Genomic DNA, 23,248 nt, shown 5'->3' on the forward strand with positions numbered 1-23,248 from the left:
TTCTTCATAACACCTGAAAGATCAGGGTTCTATTTGGTGGGCGGTACAGGGATCGAACCTGTGACCCTTGCCGTGTGAAGGCAATGCTCTACCGCTGAGCTAACCGCCCGGTGTGTTGCTGAGCCGCTCATTATAGGGGCTTTTCAGAGGCCGTCAACAGTTTTTCACAGTCGTGTTCACGGGTGTCTCGGGATGTGCAGCCGAGCATGGCTCGGCTCTACAGAACAGCGGGGTACGCGTGTTTCGGTGGTTCCGCCGAGCATGGCCCGGCGCTACCGGAATCACATCGTATGGGTCGGCTTGTCCGAGCCGGTCAGGCCGGCCAGCAGGGTCTCGATCTTGTGGCGCACGCCCTCGCCTTCGGCACCGTCGGCCAGCTGCACGCCGATGCCGGCGGTGCGGTTGCCCTGCGCGCCAGCCGGGGTCACCCAGATCACCTTGCCCGCCACCGGCAGGCGCTCGCTGGAATCGGGCAGGGTCAGCAGCAGGAACACCTCGTCGCCCAGGAAGTAGCGCTTGGGCGTGGGCACGAAGATGCCGCCATTCTTCACGAACGGCATGTACGCGCTGTACAGCGCGGCTTTGTCCTTCACGGCCAGGGACAGGATGCCCTGGCGGGCGTTGCTGGCACTCATCGATTTCCCCTTGCGGCAGGCCGCTCGTTCACCTTGTTCCAAGCCAGCAGCAACTCGACCACCGCAAGGTCTGCACGCACCGTGGTGCGCAGCAGGTCGCGGGTGCGGTTGGCCGCATCGAACCAGGCTGCAAGCTTGTGCAATCGCTCCGGCGTGGTCAAGGCATCGGTGCTGGCCTGGGCCAGCGCCAGGTCGGCGGCAAAGCGCAGGCGCAGCGCCGCGTTGTCGTCACCGCACCACTTCTGCGCCAGCTCCACCGCGCCGGTCTTGCCGGTGACCAGCTGTTCCAGATCTCGACCGACTTCGCGGCGCAGGCTCAGGCCGTCTTCGCGCAGCCAGTTGTCGGCCTGGCCGGGATGGCCGCGGGCGGCGTCCAGCGCTTCGCGCGCCGATGCCTCGCTATGGCCCTGCTGCTGCAGCCAGGCCAGTGCTTCGTGCGGCGGCGGCAACTTGAATTCCAGGCGCTGGCAGCGGCTGCGGATGGTCTGCGGCAAGCGTGCCGGGTCGCTGCTGATCAGCCACAGGTAGCGGCCGGGCTGCGGCTCTTCCAGCGTCTTCAGCAGTGCGTTGGCCGCCGAGCGGTTGATCGCATCGGCCGGGTCGACGATCACCACCTGCGCCACGCCGTACTGTGGGGTCAGCGCCAGCTTGTCGGTGATCTCGCGCACCTGCTCGATCACGATCTCGGTGCGCAGCTTGTCGCCGCTCTTGTTCGGAATGAAGCTGACCAGCTGCAGGTCCGGGTGTGTACCCGCTGCGATCAGCTGGCGCGTGCGCGTTGCGTGGGCTGCATCGCCCTGGGCCAGCACGTGGTCGGCCAGCGCCAGCGCCACCTCATGCTTGCCCAGCCCGGCCGGACCGCAGATCAGCAGGCCATGACCGAGGCGACCGGCGTCGAGCGCGGCCACCGTCTGCTCGAACGCGCGCTGCTGCCACGGTGAAAAGGTACTCATGCGCCCTCCCCGCCCTGCAGCCAGCGCTCGACACGCGCGACCACGTCGGCCGCCACGCGTTCCTGCACCTGGCCGGCGTCGATCAACGCAAAGCGCTGCGGGTCCTGCTGCGCACGACTGCGGAACACTTCGCGCACGCGCTGGAAGAAATCGTCCTGCTCGCTCTCGATGCGGTCCGGCCACAGGTCACGGCCGTTGGCGCGCGCGCGGCCTATGGCCACATCCACGTCCAGCAGCAGGGTCAGCCCCGGCAACAGGCCGACCGCGCGGCGCTCCAGGTCGGCAATCCACTGCGGGTCAAGGCCACGGCCACCGCCCTGGTAGGCATAGCTGGAATCGGTGAAGCGATCGCTCAGCACGTAGGCACCGCGCTGCAGCGCCGGCTGGATCACCTGGCGCACATGCTGCGCGCGCGCGGCGAACACCAGCAGCAGCTCGGCTTCGGCGCTGAGCGGTTCGGCGGCGATCTCGGCATCGGGTTTCAGCACCAGGCCGCGGATGCGCTCGGCCAGTGGCGTGCCGCCCGGTTCACGGGTCAGCACCACCTCGTGGCCGTGGCTGCGCAGGCAGTCACGGATGGCATTGATGGCGGTGGTCTTGCCCGCGCCCTCGCCGCCTTCCAGGCTGACGAAACGCGGGTGGCGAAGCAGCGCGGGACTCATTGCGCCGGGGTCTCCTGGGTACGTTGCTGGCGCAGCTGTTGCAGGTAGCGCGCCACGGCGGCGTTGTGCTGGTCCAGGCTGGGCGAGAACACGTGCGCGCCGCTGCCATCGCCCACGGCGACGAAGTACAGCGCGTCGCCCGCCGCGGGTTGCGCGGCCGCCATCAGCGCATCGCGGCTGGGCATCGCGATCGGGGTCGGGGTCAGGCCGGCACGGGTGTAGGTGTTGTAGGGCGTGTCGGTAGTCAGGTCGCGACGGCGGATGTTGCCGTCATACGCAGCACCGAGGCCGTAGATCACGGTCGGGTCGGTCTGCAGGCGCATGCCGATCTTCAGGCGGCGCATGAACACCCCAGCAATCTGCGGGCGCTCGCTGGCCAGCGCGGTTTCCTTTTCGATGATCGAGGCCAGCGTCAGCAGTTCGTAGGGCGTGTTGATCGGCAGGTCCGGCGCGCGGCTTTCCCAGGCCTCGTCCAGCGCCTTTTCCATTGCGGCGTGGGCGCGCTTGAGCACGTCCAGATCGCTGTCGCCGCGCTGGTAGACGTAGGTCTCCGGCAGGAAGCGGCCTTCCGGATGCTGGCCACCGAAGCCGAGGCGCTGCATCAGCGCGGCGTCATCAAGCGTGTCGGTGGTGTGCAGCAGCGGTTCGGCACGCTTCAGTGCGGCACGCAGCTGGCGGATGTTCCAGCCCTCTACAATCGTGACGCGGTGCTGCAGCACCTTGCCGGCGCGCATGCGCAGCAGCAGTTCGCGCGGGGTCAGCTCGCCACTGAGCGCGTACTCGCCCACCTTCAGCTTGCCGGCCGCATCGAGCTGGCGCGCCAGCAGCTGCCACTGGGTGTCCTGGCCTTCGTCCACGCCGGCTTCGCGCAGCTTGCGCAGCACGCTGTTCATGCCATCGCCGCTGGCGATGACCACGCTCTCGGCGATCGGGGTGATCGGGGCATCGGCGAAGCGGGTCTGCTGGTAGAAGAACCACGCGCCCGCGCCAGCCACGACGGCGGCCAGCACCACCACCAGCGTTACCACGAACAGACACCCGCGCTTGGCTCCCGCCATGGACTACCTCTGAACTCGATTCCGTCGTGCAGGATACCGTGCCGGTGGATTGGGGTCATGACCGGGGTGGCGCCTGCGTGCCGACCAACGGTCGGCACCCACCACAATCCATGCCTGGCGCGGCGATCAGTAGATCCACGCCATGCGTGGATGAATGGCCATGGAGGACTTCGTGCCGACCAACGGTCGGCACCCACCGTGGGGGAATGGCGTTGCCGGCCAGCGCCCGGCACTACCCCTGCTGGCCGAGCGCGCGCAACAGGCCGCGGGCCTTGGCGCGGGTCTCGTCCAGTTCCTTGTCCGGGTCCGAATCGACCACGATGCCGGCGCCGGTGCGGAAGCTCACCTCGTGGCCATCCACTTCGGCGGTACGGATCAGGATGTTCAGGTCCAGGTCGCCATCGCGGTTCAGCCAGCCGAACGCACCGGTGTAGGCACCGCGCGGCACCTGCTCCAGCTCGCTGATGATCTGCATGCAGCGCACCTTGGGGCAGCCGGTGATGGTGCCGCCCGGGAACGTGGCGGCGATCACCTCGCCGGGCGTGACCTCCGGACGCAGGTGGCCGCTGACGTTGCTGACGATGTGGTGCACATGCGCGTAGCTCTCCACGGTCATCAGCTCATCGACCACCACGGTGCCGGGCAGGCAGATACGGCCCAGGTCGTTGCGCTCCAGGTCGATCAGCATCACGTGCTCGGCACGCTCCTTCGGGTGGCCGACCAGCTCCTGGATGCGCGCGGCATCATCGTCGCCCTCGAAGCGCGGACGCGTGCCGGCAATCGGACGCGTCTGCGCGTGGCCGGCATGCACCGACACCAGCCGCTCCGGCGAGGAGCTGACCACGTGGCGGCCGTGCGCGCTGAACAAGCCAGCGAACGGTGCCGGGTTGGCACGGCGCAGCTGCGCGTACAGCGCCTGCGGGCTGACCGGCGCAGCGAACTGCGCGCTCCAGCGCCGCGACAGGTTCACCTGGAACACATCGCCGGCACGCAGGTAGTCGATCACCCGGCGCACGCCGTCGGTGAAGCGCTGCGGCGCATCCTCGCCCACCGACTGCGGCGGCTGCCAGCCCTGCCCGGCCTCCGGCAGCGCCTGCGACGCCAAGGTCACCAGCGCCTCCAGCAGGGCCTGCTCACCGGCTTCGGCGATGATGAAACTGGCATCGTTGTGATGGTCATGCAGCACGGCGGCCGGGCAGCGCAGCGCCAGCGCGGTCGAGCGGCCGTCCTCGCGCGCGCGTGCCGGCAGCACCGGTTCGATCTGGCTGGCCACTTCGTAGTCCAGCATCAACGCCCAGCCGCCGCGGAACGGCAGGCTGTGGCTGCCGTCGTGCGGCAGGCGTTCGTGCTGCCAGGCGCGATCCAGCGCCTGCAGGAACGTGCCGGGCTGCACGGCACCCTGCAGGTCGCGCACCTGGCCGTCGGCATCCAGCCGCAGGCAATCGCCCTGCGCGGCCAGCAGCAGGCTCCAGCGGCCCTGGGCGGTGCCCGAGGCGGTGGATTCCATCAGCAGCGGGAAGCGTGCCGGGTCGTGCTGCTGCAGGGCCAGCAGATCGATCGGGTGCGGCAGCGGGTGGATCAGCGGTGCGTGGGTCATGATGGCCAGTTCAGGGATTCAGATGCACGGAAGCCGCCTTGCGGCGGCCTCCTCGTGCGTAATGCACGTTCAGTCGAGCATGGCCCGACGCTACAACCCGGTCAGACGCGCTTGAAGATCAGCGTGCCGTTGGTGCCGCCGAAGCCGAAGCCATTGGACATCACCACGTCGACCTTGGCCTGGCGTGCTTCGTTGGGCACGTAGTCCAGGTCGCAGCCTTCGCCCGGCTGCTGCAGGTTGATGGTCGGCGGAATGACGTTGTCCTGCAGCGCCATCACCGAGAAGATCGCTTCCACGCCGCCGGCCGCGCCCAGCAGGTGGCCGGTCATCGACTTGGTGGAGCTGACCATCATCTTGTAGGCGTGGTCGCCGAAAGCGGTCTTCATCGCCATGGTCTCGCCCAGGTCACCCAGCGGCGTGGAGGTGCCGTGCGCGTTGAGGTAACCCACCTGTTCGGGGGTCACGCCGGCGTCCTTCATCGCCATGACCATGCAGCGCGCGGCACCTTCGCCGTTCTCGCTCGGCGCGGTCATGTGGTACGCGTCGGAGCTGGCGCCGAAGCCGGCCAGTTCGCAGTAGATCTTCGCGCCACGGGCCTTGGCGTGCTCGTACTCTTCCAGGATCAGGATGCCGGCGCCGTCGCCCAGCACGAAGCCGTCACGGTCCTTGTCCCACGGGCGCGAGGCCTGTTCCGGGGCGTCGTTGCGGGTGCTCATCGCCTTCATCGCGCAGAAGCCACCCACGGCGGTCGGCGACGAGCCACGTTCGGCACCACCCACCACCATCACGTCGGCGTCGCCGTACTGGATCATACGCATCGCGGTGCCGATCGAATGGTTCGAGGTCGCGCACGCCGACACCGCCGAGAACGACGGCCCCTTCAGGCCGGCGATGATGCTCAGCTGGCCCGGCAGCATGTTGATGATGGTCTTGGGCACGTAGAAGGGCGAGATCTTCTTGCCCTCATGGAACTCGATGGTCTGCTCTTCGATACCGAGCAGGCCGCCAATGCCGGCGCCGACAATGGCGCCGATGCGCTCGGCATTGGCGTCGGTGATCTCCAGGCCCGAGTCGTGCAGGGCCATGAACGAGGCACCGAGGCCGTAATGGATGAACGGGTCCATCTTCTTGGCATCCTTGCCGCTGACCCGGTACTTGCCGAACAGTTCGTTGTCGGCGGTGATGTCAAAGCCCTTGACCTCACCTGCAATCTTGGTGGTGAACCGGTCCAGGTAGGCATCAGAAATGTTGGTCAGCGGACCGATGCCCGAACGACCGTGGGTGATGCCTTCCCAGCTGCTGGCCAGATCATTGCCCAACGGCGAGACGATACCCAGGCCGGTTACGACGACGCGACGCTTCATTGCTGATTCTCCTGACCCGAAGGTTCAATCGGGTAACACGGTTTGCTTCGGTGTGATGCTCAAACACACGGGGCCGCAACTGCGGCCCCATGGGGTGCGGTGCGCGGCGAGCGGAGACCCGCGCGCACTGCCGTCTGACATCAGGCCTTGACGTGGGCCGTGATGTAGTCGATGGCGGCCTGCACGGTGCTGATCTTCTCGGCTTCTTCGTCCGGGATCTCGCACTCGAATTCTTCTTCCAGGGCCATCACCAGCTCGACGGTGTCCAGCGAGTCAGCGCCCAGGTCATCGACGAACGATGCGCTGTTGGTGACTTCATCTTCCTTGACGCCAAGCTGTTCGACGACGATTTTCTTGACGCGTTCTTCGATGGTGCTCATGGGATCTCGCTCCAGATGGAGTTGTGGTTCAAAAGTGGTCGCCATCAAGGGCGATGGCCGTGGGATAGTGTAGTGGAAACCGGCGCGGCCTTGCATTGCAGCAAAAACCTCCGCAGATCAACCACTTGCGGCGCAATCCCTGCGCCCCTTGCTTACGGCATGTACATGCCGCCGTTCACATGGAGGGTTTCGCCGGTGATGTAACCGGCAGCCGGGCTGGCCAGGAACGCCACCGCATGGGCGATGTCCTCCGGCGAACCCAGGCGTTCGAGGGCGATGTCGTTGATCAGCGCGGTACGCGCTTCTTCCGGCAACGCCTTGGTCATGTCGGTGTCGATGAAGCCGGGTGCGACAACATTGACGGTGACGCCGCGCGAGCCGATTTCCTTGGCCAGCGACTTGCTGAAGCCGATGATGCCGGCCTTGGCGGCCGCGTAGTTGGCCTGCCCGGCATTGCCGGTCACGCCCACCACCGATGCGATGTTGATGATGCGGCCCTTGCGCGCCTTCATCATGCCGCGCATCACCGCCTTGCTGGTACGGAACACGCTGGTCAGGTTGGTGTCGATGATCGACGCCCAGTCCTCGTCCTTCATGCGCATCAGCAGGTTGTCGCGGGTGATGCCGGCATTGTTGACCAGGATCGAGATCGGGCCGAATTCCTTGGCGATGCCATCGAGCACGCTGTCCAGCGCGGCGGCGTCGGTGACGTTCAGCGCGCGGCCGTGACCGCCGTGGGCGGCCAGGCGCTCACCGATCGCGGCGGCGCCGGATTCGGTGGTGGCAGTGCCGATGACGGTGGCGCCCTGGGCGGCCAGCTGATCGGCGATGGCGGCGCCAATGCCACGGCTGGCACCGGTGACCAGTGCGATTTCACCCTGCAGGGGCTTGCTCATGATGTTTTCCTCAGACGGGAGCGACCGCCGCACCGTGCCGCTTGCAGCGGCCACCGGTACGGTCGGCAGGAAACAGGGAAGGTCAGGCCGACCATGCCTCGCGGGCGGCTTCAAAGTCGCCCGGCGTGGCCAGAGGACGGCCGTCGATGGCCTTGTCGATGCGCTTGACCAGGCCGGTCAGCACCTTGCCTGGGCCGCACTCGGCGATCTGGGTGATGCCGCGGGCGGCCAACGCCTGCACGCAACGGGTCCACTGCACCGGCTGGTACAGCTGCTGGACCAGCGCAGTGCGGATGGCGTCCACACCGTCGTGCACCTGGGCATCGACGTTCTGCACCACCGGCAGCTGCGGCGCCTGCCAGGACAGGCCGGCCATCACTTCGGCCAGGCGGTTGGCGGCTTCGCGCATCAACGGGGTGTGCGAGGGCACGCTGACGGCCAGCTTGACCGCCTTGCGCACGCCCTTCTCGGCCAGCAATGCCAGCGCACGGTTGACCGCATCGGCGTCGCCACCGATCACGATCTGGCCCGGCGAATTGAAGTTGGCCGGCACCACTACCTGGCTGCCTGCGGCTTCGGCGCAGACATCCAGCACCAGCTGGTCTTCGGCACCGAGCACGGCGGCCATGGCGCCGACACCGGCCGGCGCCGCTTCCTGCATCAGCTGGCCACGCAGGCGCACCAGGTGCGCACCGTCATGCAGGCTCAGCGCGCCGGCGGCAACCAGGGCGGTGTACTCGCCCAGGCTGTGGCCGGACAGCACCGACGGGCGCGGACCGCCCACGGCGTTCCAGGCACGCCACACGCCGATACTCGCGGCCAGCAGGGCCGGCTGCGTGTATTCGGTACGGTTGAGCATTTCCTCCGGGCCGCCCTGGGACAGCGCCCACAGGTCGACGCCGGCACCATCGGATGCCTCGGTGAAGGCTTCACGCACCTGCGGGTGCAGTTCGGCCAGCTCGGCCACCATGCCCACAGACTGCGAGCCCTGGCCGGGGAAGACAAAAGCGAGGGTGGATACGGTCACGCGGTCATCCGCTTGTTGCAATCGAAGCGGGCCATGATAAGGGGGAATCCGCTGTGTCGTCTGTACGTGCGCGTATGCAGGCGTATGGAGGGCGGCCGGGCAAGCGCAATGGGGTCAGATCCCTTTTCCGCAGGAAAAGGGATCTGACCCCGATCAGCCATCAGCAGAACAGCTGCAGCACGTCCAGATCGCCGTCGGCGAGGAAATCCACGCACAGGCCCACCAGCATCAGCACGCCAGCAGTGCTGGCACCGTGGGTGATGAAGATCGAATGGGCCAGCGCGCGCGCTGAGCGGCCCAGCTTCATGCAGACCCTGGCCAGGCTGCGCAGGCGGCCACTGACCGCATGCACGTGCTCGCGCACCGGCGCCTGGGCCTCGCCCATCGCCTCGGCCATCATCGCCTGCAGATGTTCGGGGCGATCAGCGTAGTACTTGGCCACGCCATAGCCGAACATCAGCCAATCGCGGGCCTGCGCTTCGGACAGGTCCATCACTTCCAGCGGATCTTCCTCGAAATCGATGAAGCCGACCTGCTGCCCATCCCAGGTGAGATTGCGCGGCAGCGGCTGGCCAAAATAGGCGCCGCGCGCATGCGCTTGGGCAATGGCCTGCATCGCCGCCATCACCAGCCGATCACGACCTGCTTCGTCGGCTTCGCGCAGGCAGGTATTGAACGAGCTGCCGTTGTCGCCGATTACCAGCGCGGCATGGCCGGTGCCCAGCACGTTCGGCACGTTCACGCCTTGGGCCTGCAGCTCTGCAAGGCGGCGGGCCTCGGTTTCGCGCGCGGCGTCGCCGCCACGGTGCGGAGGAGGACGAAGGGCATCGAGATGAAAACGACGGGCAACAAAATTGAGCAGGCCCAGGGCCAGCGCCCGGCTTCCCTTGCCGTACTGCTTCAGCCAGGCACGTTGCCCTTCGATGACGATGGGCTCAACCATGACAGGTCCTCCTTAAACGCGTTACGGCCCCGAAGGGCCGTAACGACAAGACTTCACATTGTCGTAACTTGCACTATCAATAGCGCAGCAGGGCCGAACCCCAGGTGAAGCCGCCACCAAAGGCTTCCAGCAGCAGCAGCTGGCCGCGCTCGACCCTGCCCGAACGCACGGCGGCGTCCAGCGCCAGCGGCACCGAACCGGACGAGGTGTTGCCGTGCTTGTCGACGGTCACCACGACCTGGTCCATCGACATGTCCAGGCGCTTGGCGGTGGCTTCGATGATGCGCAGGTTGGCCTGGTGCGGGATCAGCCAATCCAGGTCGGACTTGTCCAGGCCGTTGGCGGCCAGGGTCTCGTCCACGACCGAGTCCAGCGCCTTGACGGCGTACTTGAACACGTCGTTGCCCTTCATGTTGATGGTGCCGCCACCATTGGCGCCATCCTTGAAGCCGGTCGAAACGCCGACCGGGTTCCACAGCAGTTCCTTCTTGCTGCCATCGGCATGCAGGTGGGTGCTGAGGATGCCGGTTTCTTCGTCGGCCTTGAGCACGACGGCGCCGGCGCCATCACCGAACAGCACGCAGGTGGTGCGATCGTTCCAGTCGACCATGCGGGTCAACGTTTCGGTGCCGATCACCAGCACGTGCTTGCAGTCGCCGGAGCGGATGAATTTGTCGGCCACGCCCAGCGCGAACACGAAGCCGGAACAGGCTGCGTTGACGTCGAAGGCGGGGCACCCGGCCACACCGAGCTTGGCCTGGATCAGGCACGCGGTGGACGGGAAAATAAGGTCAGGCGTGGTCGTGCCGACCACGATCATGTCGAGCTGCGAGGCATCGATGCCTGCGGCTTCAAGCGCGCGCAGGGCGGCGTTGTAGCCAAGATCGCTGGTGGTTTCGCCTTCGGCCGCGATGTGCCGTTCACGAATTCCGGTGCGCGACTGGATCCACTCATCCGAGGTTTCGACCATTTTTTCCAGGTCGGCGTTGGTCAGGACTTTCTCCGGCAAATAGCTGCCGGTGCCCGCGATCCTCGAATAGATCCGCTTGCTCATCATGTTTCCTGTTGCGCGGGCCGCCGATCACCGGCACGCCCGGGAAAGAAGGCAAAGGCCGCTGCCCGGGGGCAGCGGCCTTCCCGGCACATCAATCTTCTTCGACGGCCGAGGTCTTGGTCTGGATGACCTTCTTGCCGCGGTAGAAACCGTCAGCAGTGATGTGGTGACGCAGGTGCACTTCGCCGGTGGTCGGGTCGGTCGACAGCTGCTTGGCGCTCAGGGCGTCATGCGAACGGCGCTGGCCGCGGCGGGACGGGGTAACACGGGATTTCTGGACAGCCATGGGATTGCTCCAAACTCGGTTCGTTTTGCTTCGTCGTTTCGTCGCACAGGACGCCAGCGCCCAGCACACTTTTCGCTTTCGCCGCAGCCGCCGACGACAACCGGCTGCTATTGTTTCTTCAATGCCGCCAACGCCGCAAACGGGTTGGCCTTCTTTGTTTCTTCTTCGCTCGGTGCCCAGTCCTTGTCGACTGCTTCACCGTCGGGCGACAGCGGCACCACAGGCACCGCCAGCACCAGCTCGTCCTCGACCAGGTCCAGCGGACGCAGCTGGCCGTCTTCCGGCACCAGCAACGCCTCGTATTCCTCCGGCAGGGACGATTCCTCGTCCTCGTCGCGGATCAGGCCAAGCCTCTGGGTCACCTTCACCGGCAACAGGAATCGCTGCATGCTGCGCTGACAGGTCAGCGGCAACGCGGTGTCGATGGTCAGTTCCACATAGGATACCCGCAAGACGTCGTCGCGACCGAATTCAAGCGAGTAGACACACTCGCCGTCGGTATCTGCGACCAACCCCTGCAGGCGGGTCAATTCAGCCAGGGAGACCTGACCGTCGAAGCGCCTTCGCGCTACAACCATCCGCCAGGCATCCAGCGTTTCGGGCACGTTCGCGGACATAAGCCGCTGAATACTAAGGATCGCACCGCCCGCTGTCAAATGCCCGCCATACAGGACTTGCTGCTGGCGTTGCCGGCGGGCCAGACTGCCGCGCCCTGCCTCGGTATTCTCGCATGTCACTGGTCCTGGCCTCCACCTCCCGCTACCGTCGCGAACTGCTGCAACGGCTGGGCCTGCCCTTCGACTGCGCACGCCCGGAGGTGGATGAAACACCGTTGAACGGCGAGGGCCCGATGGCCCTGGCCACGCGCCTGGCCGCCGCCAAGGCGGCCGATGTCGCCGCGCGCCATCCGGGTGCCTGGGTGATCGGCTCGGACCAGGTGGCCGACCTGAACGGCCAGCCGCTGGGCAAGCCTGGCACGGTCGAGGCGGCCTGTGCGCAGCTGGTGGCGATGTCCGGGCAGACGGTACGCTTTCACACGGCAATCAGTCTCAGACGGGATGGAGAATCCCTCGCCGCCCTGGATCTGACCGAAGTGCACTTCCGCGCGCTGGACTCGCAGGAGATCGCCCGCTATGTCGCCACCGAGCAGCCACTGGACTGCGCCGGCAGCTTCAAGTGCGAGGGCCTGGGCATCAGCCTGTTCGAGGCGATCGACAACCGCGACCCGACCGCGCTGGTCGGCCTGCCACTGATCGCGCTGTGCGGCCTGCTGCGCAGGGCCGGATTCGCGGTGCCGTGAACGGTAGAGCCGAGCCCATGCCCGGCTGCTTTTTTCGAGGCTGCCTGCCATCTGATTCGGAAGCAGCCAAGCATCGGCTCCGCTCCACAGGACCAGAGGACCTCAACGAACCTCGAACGGTTGCTCCTGCCACGCCTCCACGCTGCCATCGCGCCCGTGCAGGCGCAGGCCGAGCCAGTGCCGGCCCGGCGCCAGCGTGGTGGTGTCCAGCGACGCGTCGAAGCCCACCGCCGGATGCTGCGGATCGGTACTGTCCGGCCAGGCGGGGCGAACGTCGAACACGCGCCCGTAACGCGCGTCACCGATCGAGCGGCCATCAACCAGCACTTCAACCCGCGCCAGCCCGACCCCATCCCTGAATGCCCAGCCCTTGATGGCGAGCGTTCCGGAGACCTTCTCACCGTTGGACGGCGCATCCAGCCAGGCCATCGCGGGCGTTACGCAGGGCCCCTGCGCACGCTTGGCCGGCAGCCGGAACAGCAGGAACCGCTGGAAGCCGTGATCGCTGCTGACCACCCGCGGCGCAGGCAGCGGCCCCACCTGCTCGCAGAGGGTGTGATAGCGCGCCAGCAGGTCGCGGTAGCGCTGGTCACTGGGTGACAGCACCAGCAGCATCGGCACACTGCGCGGGCCTTCGTGCAGCAGGTCCCACTGCGCCAGCTGTGCGGTGCGCCCATGCTTGTCGTTGAGCGGATGTGGCAGCACCTCGATATCGCCATTGCCCAGCTGGAAGCCCAGTTCGGCACCGACCTTGAAGTTGCCCGCCAGGACACGCGTACCCGGTGGCATCTGCCGCAGTTCGTCACGCACCGCCACGGCCAGTGGCTGCCAGCCGGCAAAGTTGCGCGGATAGTACTTGCTGCCGGCCATCTGCTCGCGCAGTGCGGGCGTGGACGCCATCAGGTAGTAGCCGAACGCCAGCACGGTACCTGCAGCGGCCAGCCACCAGCCGGTACGGCGCAACCAGCGCGGCCAACCGTTGAGGACCACCGGCACGGCCACCAGCAACGCCAGGTAGCCTGGAAGCGGCCAGTGGAAACTGATCCGCTCGACATCGGTGAAGAAGCCCAGCAGGAAGATGCCCAGCGTCGACACCCCGCCCACCAGGCCGAAATAGCGCCACTGCACCCGCGCCCCACCGCCACTGCGGGTACCCGCCAGGGCGACCTTCCACATCGCGATGCACAGGATCGGCGTCACCAGCATCGGCTGGATCACCAGGAACCACAGCCCCTCCCACTCGAACGCCCACGGGTGGCGCTCGACCACCTGGAACTTCAGGCCGGCATCGTGGTTGTCGGCATTCCACGCCAGCAACGGCAGCCAGGCCAGCACGCCCACCGCCAGCGCCACCCATACGCGCGGATCGGCCAGCATGCGACGGCCCTGCGGCAACGCCAGCAGCGCAATGAAGCCGACACCGATGACACCAATGAAACGGTAGTGGCTGAGCGCACCGATCAGCAGGCCCAGCGCCAGCTTCATCGCCGAGGACGCATCCACGCTGTGCAGCAGGCGCGCGCCGGCGTGCAGGCAGATCACCGCCGCCAGCGCCATCGGTACGTCCGGCACGGCCAGCAGGCCCAGCGTGGCCGACAACGGCATCAGCAGCGTCAGGCTGCCCGCCTGCCAACCGGCCACGTTGCCGAACCAGCGCGTAGCGATGCGCACCACCAGCAACGGCAGCAGCGCACCGATGGCCAGGAACGGCAGGCGCAGTGCGAGTACGTGATGGCCACCGATCTCCACGCCCAGGCGTGCAAGCCAGGCGGTCAGCCCCGGCAGGTCGGAATAGGCAGCGGCCAGATGCTGCCCTTCCTGCCAGTAGAACGCTTCGTCGACGAACAGCGGCAGGCGCGCGGCCACCACCAGCTTGGCCGCTGTGATCAGCGTCCACAACCAGAGAAAAATCGCCCGCGCGCGCTGTTCGCCTTGCATTGCTCTATGGATAATCGAATGGATTCCAGACCTGAGACGATCATGCCAGCCTCGTCCCCCAATCCCAGCATGCTAACCGATCAACTGCGCCAGGCCCTGCGGGAGGCACAGGATCAGGTGAACGCACTGGTGCTGGGCAAGGTGCCGGAAGTCAGGCTGGCCTTTGTCGCCCTGCTTTCTGGCGGCCACCTGCTCATCGAGGATCTGCCCGGGCTGGGCAAGACCACGTTGGCGCACGCATTGGCCAGCAGCCTCGGTCTCAGCTTCCAGCGCGTGCAGTTCACCTCCGACCTGTTGCCGGCGGACGTACTTGGCGTTTCGGTGTACGAGGCCGGCAGCCGCCAGTTCCAGTTCCATCCCGGCCCGGTGTTCACCCACGTGCTGCTGGCCGATGAGATCAACCGTGCACCGCCGCGGACACAGAGTGCGCTGCTGGAAGCGATGGCCGAGCAACAGGTCACGCTGGATGGACAGACACATCCACTGCCCGACCCGTTCTTCGTCATCGCCACGCAGAACCCGGTCGACCTGTCCGGCACCTTCCCGTTGCCGGATTCGCAGCTGGATCGTTTCCTGCTGCGGCTGGCGATGGGCTACCCCAGCGCGCAGGCCGAGCGCGAGCTGCTGCGCGGCAGTGATCGCCGCGACCTGATCGCACGCGCGGTGCCAAAGCTGGACGACACCCAGGTGCGTGCATTGCGTGAAGCGGTTGGCCAGGTGCATGCCAGCGACGCGCTGATCGACTATGTGCAGGCGCTGCTGACCCGCAGCCGACACCATGCCGGCGTGCGCGTAGGCCTGTCACCGCGCGCGGGACTGGCCCTGCTGCGTGCCGCCAGGGCACATGCGCTGCTGCTTGGCCGCGGGCATGTGGTGCCCGAAGACGTGCAGACCCTGTTCGTGGCGGTGGCCGGCCATCGCCTGGTGGCCGAAGCCGAATCCAGCTCCGGGCCGGCGCTGGCGCGGGCGATCCTGCAGACCGTCGCGGTGGACTGAAGGTGGCCACACGCTGGGCACGCATGCAGCTGCTGGCACGCCCCCGCAGGCCCGAAGCCCTGCCGCAGCGACTGGACCGCCATCGCATCTACGTGCTACCGACACGCTTCGGCCTGTTCGTCGCCACCCTGCTGTCGGCGATGCTGCTGGGCGCATTGAACTACAACAACAACCCGGCCCTGCTGCTGGCGCTGCTGCTGGCCGCGGCAGCGATCGCCAGCGCCATCGCCGCGCACCTGCAACTGTCCGGCATACAGATCGATGCAATCTCCGCCGAACCGGTACCGGCCGGGCATCCCCTGCGCCTGCGCGTGGACCTTTCGTTGCGCGACCCGCGCGCGCGCCACGGGCTGCACCTGCAGCTGGGCGCAAGCGAGGCCTGGGTTGCACTGCCTGCACACGGTCGCGGCGAAGTGGAGCTGGATGTTCCCAGCGAGCGCCGCGGCTGGCTGGAACTGCCCCGCATCCGCCTGTCGAGCACGCAGCCGCTGGGGCTGGTGCGGGCATGGTCGTGGGTGTGGCCGGAGCAACCGCTGCTGGTCTACCCGCTGGCCGAGGCCCAGGCACCGCCCCTCCCGGAAAGTGGAAGCGATCCCCTGCACACCCGCGCCCACGCCACGGGCGAAGAGCTGCATCAGCTGCGCCCCTATCGTGCCGGCGATGCCCCGCGCAGCATTGCCTGGAAACACTCGGCGCGCCGCGACAGCCTGCTGGTACGCGAGTACGAGAAGCCGATCGGCATCGAAGTGGTGCTGGACTGGCGCACGCTGGCACCGCTGGGCCATGAAGCGCGCATCGCACGCCTGGCACGCTGGGTCGACATGGCCGAGCGCGAAGGCCGTCGCTATACGCTGCTGCTTCCGGCCCATCCGCCGTTGGGGCCCGGCCAGGGCGCCAGCCACCACCACCTGTGCCTGCGCGCACTGGCATTGATGCCCCATGACTGAGCCTGCCGTCCTGCTCGACCGCAACGCCCGCAGCTGGACCCTGGCCAGCGCAGCGCTGGCGCTGCTGCCACTGCTGCTGCAGCTGCCACCGGTGCTGGCCAGCGTGATCGCGATCACTGCGGTGCTGACCGCTGCGCTTTCGTGGCGGCGGGTGCTGCCGATGCCGGTTCGCCTGGTGCTGGTGCTGGCCATGCTTGCCACCATCGTCTGGCAGATGGGCATGGTGCGCCCGGGCCGCGATACCGGCTGCGCATTGCTGGCGGCGATGCTGGCGATCAAGTCCAGCGAACTGCGCAACCTGCGCGATGCGCGCAGCCTGCTGGGCTTCGCGTTGTTCTCGCCGTTCGCCGCCTTCCTGCTCGACCAGGGGCCGTTGACCACCGGGCTGGCAGCGCTGGCCGCAGTTGCCGCACTGCTGGCCCTGCAACGCCTGGCCCTGGACGAGGGCCACAGCCCTCGCCTGCCGCTGCGCGGACAACTGCGTGGCGTCGGCCGCCTGCTGGGGATCGGCCTGCCACTCGCGCTGGCCTGCTTCTGGCTGTTCCCGCGCTTGTCCACGCCGCTGTGGGGCGTACCCGAGCGAGCGGTGGGCACACCGGGCCTGGCTGACAGCATGGCGCCGGACCAGTGGCTGGACCTGATGGCCGACGACACCCCGGCGTTGCGCGTGCAGTTTTTCGGCACGGTGCCCGAGCCTGCGCAGCGCTATTGGCGCGGCCCGGTGCTGACGTCGTTCGACGGCCACCGCTGGAGCCGCGATCGCGCGACGGCCGGGCGCCCCGCACCGGTAGTCGAAACCGCCGCACAGGGTTGGGACTACCAGATCGACTACGAGCCCACCGACCGTCGCCTGCTGGTGGCACTGGACCTGCCCAGCCGCGCACCGGAGGGCAGCAGCTTCGATGCCGACATGAGCCTGCGCAGCGACCGCACGCTGTCCGCGCTCAGCCGCTGGCGGTTGCATTCGGCGCCGCCGCAACGGTTCGACACCGATCTGTCGCCCTACCTGCGCCGCGCGGCGCTGCAGCTTCCGCCGGGCTTCAATCCGCGCACCGCCCAGCTCGCGCGGCAATGGCGGCAGGAGGCCGGCAGCGATGACGAGGCCATCGTCCGCCGTGCGCTGCAATGGATCACACGCGACTTCTCCTACACGCTGGATACACCGGTGGCGGGGCGCGATCCGGTCGACGATTTCCTGTTCAACTACAAGGCAGGCTTCTGCCAGCACTTCAGCTCGGCCTTCGTAGTGCTGATGCGCAACGCCGGCATTCCGGCCCGGGTAGTGACCGGCTTCGCAGGCGGTACCCGCAACCGCATCGGCGACTACTGGGTGGTGCGTCGCATGGATGCCCACGCCTGGGCCGAAGTCTGGCTGCCGCAACGCGGCTGGGTGCGGGTCGACCCGACTGCCGCCGTGGCACCCGAACGCATCCTGGACACCCTGGACGACCGCCTGCAGGCCGGCACCGATACCCCGCTGCAACAGCGCTGGCTGCAGCTGGGGCAGATGGGTGACTGGCTGCGCCGCGGCTGGAACGACCTGGTGCTGTCCTTCGATGCACGCCGCCAGCAGCAACTGCTCAAGCCGTTCGGGCTGGATGACCTCGGGCCGGCGCAGCTGGTGACCGGATTCGTGGTCGCCGCCCTGCTGGCACTGGCGTGGATGGCCTGGCTGCTGGCCCGCGGCGAGCGCGAGCGCGACCCGCTGCTGCGCGCCTGGCACCGGCTCGGGCGGCAGTATGCGCGCCTTGGCCTGGCCCGCGAACCGCACGAAACCGCACAGGACTGGGCACAGCGGGTTCACCGGCAGCGACCCGACCCGACCCTGCTCGCGCTCAGCCAGCGTTTCGCCGACGCGCGCTACGCTGGAACTTGCACCGACCTCGCTTCATTATTGCGGGACCTGCGCAGGCATCGCCCGACTTCCGGAGCCTCCCCATGAACACCAAGTTCCTCCTCACCGCTGTGGCCACGCTGGCCCTGTCGGCCTGTGCCACGGCCCCCAAGCCGCTGCAGGGACAGTTCAGCCTTATTTCCCCGCGCGACTCGGTCGCCACCCAGCAGGTCGGCACGCCGGTCCGATGGGGCGGCCGCATCATCGAGACCAAGCCCGGCCAGGGCGAGACCTGCTTCCAGATGATCTCGCGCCCGCTCAACGCCAGTGGCCGCCCGAACACCACCTCGTCCGACGCCAGCGACGGCCGCTTCATTGCCTGCCGCGCCGGTTTCTACGACCCGGCCGTGTTTGAAGCCGGTCGTGACGTGACCTTCATCGGCAAGATCGACGGCTACCAGAACACCCGCATCGGGGACTACGACTACCGCCTGCCGAAGCTGTCGGCCGATGTGATCTACCTGTGGCCGGAACAGCGCCAGGTCGATGTGGTGCCCTACCCCTATGGCCCGTGGGGCCCCGGTCCGTGGGGGCCGTACTGGGGTGGCTACGGCCGTTGGGGCTGGTGGTGATCGCCACCCAGCCCGCATGATCGGAAAAGGCCGCCTTTGGGCGGCCTTTTTCATCCACGCATGCGTGGACAGGGCTTCAACGCCCCGGCGTACCGAAATGCCCCAGCGGCGCGCCGGCCAGCAGGTGCATGTGGATGTGGAACACGGTCTGACCAGCGTGCTCGCGGCAGTTCATCACGATGCGGTAGCCGTCCTGCGCGAAACCCTCGCGGCGCGCGTATTCGGCAGCGGCCAGGGCCAGCTTGCCGACCAGGTGCGCCTGCGACGGCTGCAGGTCGTCCAGGGTCGGGATGATCTCGTTCTTCGGAATGAACAGTACGTGCACCGGCGCCTGCGGTGCGATGTCCTTGAAGCCCAGCACCTCGTCATCCTCATAGACGATGGTGGCCGGGATCTCGCGACGGATGATCTTGCTGAAGAGGGTTTCGTTGCTCATGGTCGGCCTCGGCGGGAGTGTCTTCCGCATTGTAGGCCGGCCGCGCCGGGCGATGCCCGGGTGGTGCTCAATCGCGGAATTCGCTGCGCGTCCCGAACGCGTGCGACAGCGTGCCGCGGTCAACGTATTCAAGCTCGCCGCCAAGCGGCAGGCCCTGTGCCAGCCGGCTGGGCTGCACCTTGCGCGCGCGCGCCAGCTGCGCAAGGTAATGCGCGGTGGCTTCGCCTTCGACGGTGGCACTGGTGGCGATGATCAGCTCCTGTACCTCACCTTCGGCCAGCCGCTGCTCCAGCTGCTCCAGGCCCAGCTCGCGCGGGCCAACGCCATCGAGCGGCGACAGCCGGCCCTGCAGCACGAAGTAGACACCGCGAAAACCCGTCGCGTTCTCGATCGCGAGACGATCGGCCGGCGATTCGACCACGCACAGCTGGCTGCGCTCGCGACTGCTATTGGCGCAGGTCGGGCACAGCTCGGTCTCGCTGAAGTCGCGGCACTGCGCGCAGTGGCCGATACGCTCCACCGCCAAGGCCAGCGTTTCGGCCAGGCGCTGGCCCCCTTCGCGCTCGCGCTCGAGCAGGTGGTAGGCCATGCGCTGCGCCGTCTTCTGGCCTACGCCAGGCAGCACCCGCAGTGCGTCGATCAGTTGTTCAAGCAAGGGTGCGGACACGGCGGCATGCTTTGATGGCGCCGAGCGAGCTCGACGGCTACAGATTCTGTGGCATCCGCTTGCACGGATGCCACGCTGGCAATCAGAACGGCAGCTTCATGCCCGGCGGCAGCTGCATGCCGGCGGTGGCCGAACCCATCTTCGACTTCGACTCGGCATCGATCTTGTTCGAGGCATCGTTGAAGGCGGCGGCGATCAGGTCTTCCAGCATCTCCGGGTCGCTGGTCAGCGACGGGTCGATGCGCACCTTGCGGCATTCCTTGGCGCCGGTCAGGGTCACGCTGACCATGCCGCCGCCGGCACTGCCGGTCACTTCGATCCTGGCGATTTCTTCCTGGGCCTTCTGCAGGTTTTCCTGCATCTTCTGGGCCTGCTGCATCAGTTGGGCGATATTGCCGCGCATAGTGTCTTACTCGTCAAAAGAACGGATGGAATCGGAAACAACCCGGGCACCGTGCTGTTGGATCAGCACCTGCACTTCCGGGTCGTCCATGAAAACGGCCTCTGCCACCTGCTGCCGCTCGCCACGCTGGCGGTCGGCACGCTGATGCAGGGTCTCGGCCGGAACGTGTTCGGTTTCCACGGTCTCGACCACGATCTTCGGCGCCTGGCCAAGGGCCTTCTCCAGCATCTCGCCCAGGGCAGCCAGCGCGCGCTCCGAGCGCAGGTACTCAAATCCGGGCGAAAGGCCCAGTTTCAAGGTCCCGTGCTGGCAGCTGATGAAGGCGGCGTTGGCAGCCAGCTGCCGCGAGGGGCCGCTGAGACCGCTGTTGGCGACCAGGTCCAGCCAGTCTTCGGCAGTGGCCAGCTCGCTGACACCTTCCTGCGGTGCGGCCTCACGCGCCGGAGCCGGTTCGGCCGGCGCAATGGCAATACCTTCGGCGCGGAACGAACGCTCCGGCGGCGCAGGCTCGCCTGGATCCGCGGCGGGAGCCGGCGGTTCATGCCAGGGCGCGACCATGGCGGCATCCGGGCCGGCCATCTCGGCCGCCAGAGCCCCATCCCGCGCCTCGGCTTCGTCGGTGGCCCACGGCGGCAGGTCATCGCTTGCCTCTGCAGCGATGGCAGGCGCCAGCGCCTCGGCCTTCACCGGCGGCGGTGACACGGGTTCTTCCACCGGAACCGGCTCGGGTTCAGGCGTCGGATCCGGCTCCGGTTGCGGGGCCGGCTCGGGTTCGGGTTCAGGTTCGCGCGGTGCAGCCGCCGGAGCGGCCACCTGCGCCGCCACGGCCGGGCTGGCCGAAGCGACGGCAGCAGCCGGCGTCGCTTCATGGCTTCCGGCATGGGCGCCACCACCGGCAGCGTTGCCACCCGGCGTGCCTCCCACCGCACCGTCGACGGCCTTCGGCACCGGCGGTACCGCTGCGGCCGGGCGGAACGCCAGCATGCGCAGCACCGCCATTTCAAAGCCGGCGCGCGGGCTCGGTGCCAGTGGCAGGTCGCGACGGCCATTCAAGGCCATCTGGTACCAGAGCTGCACCACTTCCGGGCGCAGGCGCTCGGCGAATGATGCGACATCCAGGCCTTCCGCGACGGCGGCACCCGGCACCAGCTGCTGCACCTGGATGCGATGCAGGCCTTCGGCCAGCGCTTCCAGCACGCCACTCCAGTCCGGCGAGAATTCGGCCAACGCGGCCACCACCTGCAGCAGGCGCGGGCCATCGCCCTCGGCCAGCGCATCGAGCATCGCCGCCACCTGGGTGCGATCCACAGTGCCCAGCATGGTGCGCACCACATCCTCGCGCAGCGCGCCGCCGGCATAGGCGATCGCCTGGTCCAGCAGTGACAGGCCGTCACGCAGGCTGCCGTCAGCGGCCTTGGCCAACTGCACGATGGCGCTGCCGTCGGCCTCGATCTCTTCCGCCGCCAGGATGCGGGTCATCTGGCCCTGGATCTGGTCTTCGTCCAGGCGCTTGAGATTGAACTGCAGGCAGCGGCTGAGCACGGTGACCGGCAGCTTCTGCGGGTCGGTGGTGGCCAGCAGGAACTTCACGTGCTCCGGCGGCTCTTCCAGCGTCTTCAGCAGTGCGTTGAACGCCGCCTTGGACAGCATGTGCACTTCGTCGATCAGGTAGACCTTGTACTTGCCGCGCGAAGGCATGTACTGCGCGTTCTCGATCACCTCGCGCACGTCGTCCACGCCGGTGTTGGACGCGGCGTCGATTTCCAGCAGGTCGATGTAGCGACCGGCGTCGATGTCCAGGCAGGCGGCGCACTGGCCGCACGGGTCGGCACTGGTGCCCTGCTCGCAGTTGAGCGACTTGGCGAAGATGCGCGCGATGGTGGTCTTGCCCACGCCACGGGTACCGGTGAACAGGAACGCGTGGTGGACACGGCCGCTGTCCAGCGCATTGCTGAGCGCACGGACCACGTGTTCCTGGCCCACCAGCTCGGCAAAACGCTTCGGACGCCACTTGCGGGCAAGGACGAGATAGGACATCAGGCCACCGTTTTCCATCGGAAGTTCCATTGTGCCATGCCTGTCCAGCCCCTTCGCCAACATCGCCCCCGTATGTGTTGCCTGGCCGGGGTGCTTGTGTCCGGCCGCGCCGCCCGCTAGAATCTGCGCCCCTGCTGAGGCGTTTGCCGATGGCAGGATCCGGAGAGGTGTCCGAGTGGTTGAAGGAGCACGCCTGGAAAGTGTGTAAGCGTCTAAACCGCGCTTCGGGGGTTCGAATCCCCCTCTCTCCGCCAGATAAATGAAGAAGCCGCCCAGTGGGCGGCTTTTTTGTTGGCTGGCGGGAATCACCGCAGGTGCTACCGGACTGAACAGGCCTTGCCGTCGTGGCCGGTCCAACGGCCGGCCCGCCGACGGCGCGCGATCCGCCGCAGGTCATCTGCGCCGGAGCAGTCTCCGCACGCAGGCGCCGACGAACGCCAGCCCCAGCAGCACCCACACGACCGTCATTCCCCACAGCGCACCGAACGTATCCAGGACCGGCTCCAGCCGCGGTTGCGCCGGGTCGTAAAGCACGCGTACCGGCTGCCCAGGCTCATAGCCGAAGATCATGCCGCCCTGCGGGTACGAGACGCGTTGGCCGGTCGCGGTGGTGAACGCGACCTGCGGATGCGATCCGCCGGCGTTCAGGCGCTCAACCTGGCCATCAACGGCCTGCGCGACCTCCAGGAACTCAAGACGATGTGTCACCTCGAAGGCGGCCACGGCAAGGATCAACAGACCCACCACGCCAAACAGCAGACCGCGCATCAGCTGGGCAGTCCGGAAAAAAGAAGGGTCGGGCATCGCTGGGCAGCTCCGTTGCAGGCGGGAAGACGAATGGGGCCGGCGGATCCTGCCGCGCGGTCACTCCCGTTGCCCGACAGCATAACCCAGAGGCCACCCAGCCCCATCCGCACGCTATGGTGGCTGCATGAGCCTTCGTGTCTACCAACCCGCCGACGCACGCGCCTGCCTGTCGATCTTCGACAGCAACGTACCCACTTACTTCGCGCCCGAAGAGCGCAGCGACTTCGAACGCTTCCTGCGCGAGCAGGCCACGGGCTGTGCATTCCAGGTGATCGAGCGCGATGGAAACGTCGTCGCCTGTGGTGGCCTCTCGCGCCGTGGCGACGGCAGCGCCGGCTTCTGCTGGGGCATGGTGCAGCGCGCGCGGCACCGCCACGGGGGGGGCCGCCCACAGGC

25 protein-coding genes and 2 tRNA genes are annotated in these 23,248 nt (G+C 67.5%); 7 read left to right on the forward strand and 20 right to left on the reverse strand.

What is annotated here, in order from left to right; genetic code table 11:
• Positions 1-34 precede the first annotated feature (34 nt).
• The 14 genes from ACM0PY_RS03970 to ACM0PY_RS04035 all read right to left on the reverse strand — a co-directional run bounded on the left by ACM0PY_RS03970 (position 35) and on the right by ACM0PY_RS04035 (position 11,472).
• A tRNA-Val gene (locus ACM0PY_RS03970) sits at positions 35-109 on the reverse strand.
• A gap of 172 nt (positions 110-281) precedes the next feature.
• Positions 282-635, reverse strand: a complete 354-nt coding sequence (locus tag ACM0PY_RS03975) for a PilZ domain-containing protein (protein WP_005412452.1) — start codon at positions 633-635, stop codon at positions 282-284.
• Positions 632-1,588 (reverse strand): DNA polymerase III subunit delta', encoded by a 957-nt coding sequence (locus tag ACM0PY_RS03980; RefSeq protein ID WP_072168228.1) that lies wholly within the window; start codon positions 1,586-1,588, stop codon positions 632-634. Before ACM0PY_RS03980 ends, ACM0PY_RS03975 begins: the two co-directional genes overlap by 4 nt.
• Positions 1,585-2,250 carry a dTMP kinase gene (gene tmk / locus ACM0PY_RS03985; protein ID WP_134972303.1) on the reverse strand — a complete coding sequence of 222 codons (666 nt, stop codon included), beginning with the start codon at positions 2,248-2,250 and terminating at the stop codon, positions 1,585-1,587. Before tmk ends, ACM0PY_RS03980 begins: the two co-directional genes overlap by 4 nt.
• Positions 2,247-3,308 (reverse strand): endolytic transglycosylase MltG, encoded by a 1,062-nt coding sequence (mltG, locus tag ACM0PY_RS03990; RefSeq protein WP_134972304.1) that lies wholly within the window; start codon positions 3,306-3,308, stop codon positions 2,247-2,249. The genes tmk and mltG overlap by 4 nt, the downstream gene beginning before the upstream one ends.
• A 232-nt stretch (positions 3,309-3,540) precedes the next feature.
• Entirely contained in the window at positions 3,541-4,905 is a 1,365-nt protein-coding gene (locus ACM0PY_RS03995) for an aminodeoxychorismate synthase component I (protein ID WP_072168231.1), read from the reverse strand.
• Positions 4,906-5,006: 101 nt separating this feature from the next.
• A complete protein-coding gene (fabF, locus tag ACM0PY_RS04000; RefSeq protein WP_180886066.1) occupies positions 5,007-6,269 on the reverse strand; it encodes a beta-ketoacyl-ACP synthase II in 1,263 nt (420 codons plus the stop codon).
• A 140-nt stretch (positions 6,270-6,409) separates the two neighbouring features.
• Positions 6,410-6,649 carry an acyl carrier protein gene (acpP, locus tag ACM0PY_RS04005; protein ID WP_061480516.1) on the reverse strand — a complete coding sequence of 80 codons (240 nt, stop codon included), beginning with the start codon at positions 6,647-6,649 and terminating at the stop codon, positions 6,410-6,412.
• Between the two features lie 152 nt (positions 6,650-6,801).
• The gene (fabG, locus tag ACM0PY_RS04010) at positions 6,802-7,545 is read right to left on the reverse strand and encodes a 3-oxoacyl-ACP reductase FabG (RefSeq protein WP_180886064.1); all 744 of its coding nucleotides are present in this window, start codon (positions 7,543-7,545) and stop codon (positions 6,802-6,804) included.
• Positions 7,546-7,627: 82 nt separating this feature from the next.
• On the reverse strand, positions 7,628-8,572 hold the full coding sequence (gene fabD, locus ACM0PY_RS04015; protein ID WP_180886062.1) for an ACP S-malonyltransferase: 945 nt from the start codon (positions 8,570-8,572) through the stop codon (positions 7,628-7,630).
• Positions 8,573-8,732: 160 nt separating this feature from the next.
• Complete coding sequence (locus ACM0PY_RS04020) at positions 8,733-9,515, reverse strand: BUD32 family EKC/KEOPS complex subunit (RefSeq protein ID WP_072168233.1); 783 nt, start codon at positions 9,513-9,515, stop codon at positions 8,733-8,735.
• A gap of 76 nt (positions 9,516-9,591) precedes the next feature.
• Positions 9,592-10,569: a beta-ketoacyl-ACP synthase III gene (locus tag ACM0PY_RS04025; protein WP_005415505.1), complete on the reverse strand. Its 978-nt coding sequence runs from the start codon at positions 10,567-10,569 to the stop codon at positions 9,592-9,594.
• A gap of 91 nt (positions 10,570-10,660) precedes the next feature.
• The gene (rpmF, locus tag ACM0PY_RS04030; protein ID WP_005408308.1) at positions 10,661-10,855 is read right to left on the reverse strand and encodes a 50S ribosomal protein L32; all 195 of its coding nucleotides are present in this window, start codon (positions 10,853-10,855) and stop codon (positions 10,661-10,663) included.
• A gap of 107 nt (positions 10,856-10,962) precedes the next feature.
• Entirely contained in the window at positions 10,963-11,472 is a 510-nt protein-coding gene (locus ACM0PY_RS04035; RefSeq protein ID WP_049404889.1) for a YceD family protein, read from the reverse strand.
• 113 nt (positions 11,473-11,585) lie between these two features.
• Here ACM0PY_RS04035 and ACM0PY_RS04040 point away from each other — a divergent pair, with 113 nt between their 5' ends.
• On the forward strand, positions 11,586-12,155 hold the full coding sequence (locus tag ACM0PY_RS04040; RefSeq protein WP_005415503.1) for a Maf family protein: 570 nt from the start codon (positions 11,586-11,588) through the stop codon (positions 12,153-12,155).
• Positions 12,156-12,257: 102 nt separating this feature from the next.
• Here ACM0PY_RS04040 and ACM0PY_RS04045 read toward each other — a convergent pair whose 3' ends face one another.
• A complete protein-coding gene (locus ACM0PY_RS04045) occupies positions 12,258-14,093 on the reverse strand; it encodes a glycosyltransferase family 39 protein (protein ID WP_180886058.1) in 1,836 nt (611 codons plus the stop codon).
• A gap of 42 nt (positions 14,094-14,135) precedes the next feature.
• Here ACM0PY_RS04045 and ACM0PY_RS04050 point away from each other — a divergent pair, with 42 nt between their 5' ends.
• The 4 genes from ACM0PY_RS04050 to ACM0PY_RS04065 are packed head-to-tail and all read left to right on the forward strand — an operon-like array spanning position 14,136 to position 18,502.
• Entirely contained in the window at positions 14,136-15,089 is a 954-nt protein-coding gene (locus tag ACM0PY_RS04050; RefSeq protein ID WP_049417066.1) for an AAA family ATPase, read from the forward strand.
• A 23-nt stretch (positions 15,090-15,112) separates the two neighbouring features.
• Complete coding sequence (locus ACM0PY_RS04055) at positions 15,113-16,036, forward strand: DUF58 domain-containing protein (protein ID WP_180886072.1); 924 nt, start codon at positions 15,113-15,115, stop codon at positions 16,034-16,036.
• Positions 16,029-17,978 (forward strand): transglutaminase TgpA family protein, encoded by a 1,950-nt coding sequence (locus ACM0PY_RS04060; protein WP_180886056.1) that lies wholly within the window; start codon positions 16,029-16,031, stop codon positions 17,976-17,978. Before ACM0PY_RS04055 ends, ACM0PY_RS04060 begins: the two co-directional genes overlap by 8 nt.
• Entirely contained in the window at positions 17,975-18,502 is a 528-nt protein-coding gene (locus ACM0PY_RS04065) for a Slp family lipoprotein (protein ID WP_088497816.1), read from the forward strand. The genes ACM0PY_RS04060 and ACM0PY_RS04065 overlap by 4 nt, the downstream gene beginning before the upstream one ends.
• A 76-nt stretch (positions 18,503-18,578) precedes the next feature.
• Here the strand turns inward: ACM0PY_RS04065 and ACM0PY_RS04070 are convergent, their stop codons facing one another.
• The 4 genes from ACM0PY_RS04070 to dnaX all read right to left on the reverse strand — a co-directional run bounded on the left by ACM0PY_RS04070 (position 18,579) and on the right by dnaX (position 22,063).
• Positions 18,579-18,938 carry a histidine triad nucleotide-binding protein gene (locus ACM0PY_RS04070; protein ID WP_005415497.1) on the reverse strand — a complete coding sequence of 120 codons (360 nt, stop codon included), beginning with the start codon at positions 18,936-18,938 and terminating at the stop codon, positions 18,579-18,581.
• A gap of 67 nt (positions 18,939-19,005) precedes the next feature.
• On the reverse strand, positions 19,006-19,605 hold the full coding sequence (gene recR, locus ACM0PY_RS04075; RefSeq protein WP_005415496.1) for a recombination mediator RecR: 600 nt from the start codon (positions 19,603-19,605) through the stop codon (positions 19,006-19,008).
• Between the two features lie 82 nt (positions 19,606-19,687).
• Positions 19,688-20,008, reverse strand: coding sequence for a YbaB/EbfC family nucleoid-associated protein (locus ACM0PY_RS04080; protein ID WP_019659509.1), 321 nt, complete (start codon positions 20,006-20,008; stop codon positions 19,688-19,690).
• Between the two features lie 6 nt (positions 20,009-20,014).
• Entirely contained in the window at positions 20,015-22,063 is a 2,049-nt protein-coding gene (gene dnaX, locus ACM0PY_RS04085; protein ID WP_065197188.1) for a DNA polymerase III subunit gamma/tau, read from the reverse strand.
• A gap of 143 nt (positions 22,064-22,206) precedes the next feature.
• Between dnaX and ACM0PY_RS04090 the strand changes: the two genes are divergently transcribed.
• Positions 22,207-22,299, forward strand: a tRNA-Ser gene (locus tag ACM0PY_RS04090).
• A 139-nt stretch (positions 22,300-22,438) separates the two neighbouring features.
• On the opposite strand, the gene ACM0PY_RS04095 is transcribed toward ACM0PY_RS04090, so the two are convergent.
• Positions 22,439-22,849 (reverse strand): DUF3592 domain-containing protein, encoded by a 411-nt coding sequence (locus ACM0PY_RS04095; protein ID WP_269777698.1) that lies wholly within the window; start codon positions 22,847-22,849, stop codon positions 22,439-22,441.
• Between the two features lie 127 nt (positions 22,850-22,976).
• On the opposite strand from ACM0PY_RS04095, the gene ACM0PY_RS04100 reads away from it, so the two are divergent.
• The coding region (locus tag ACM0PY_RS04100; protein WP_495493242.1) for a GNAT family N-acetyltransferase at positions 22,977-23,248 on the forward strand (272 nt) is incomplete at its 3' end.

The sequence above is a fragment of the Stenotrophomonas sp. BR163 genome, assembly GCF_047520985.2.
Classification (GTDB): domain Bacteria; phylum Pseudomonadota; class Gammaproteobacteria; order Xanthomonadales; family Xanthomonadaceae; genus Stenotrophomonas; species Stenotrophomonas sepilia.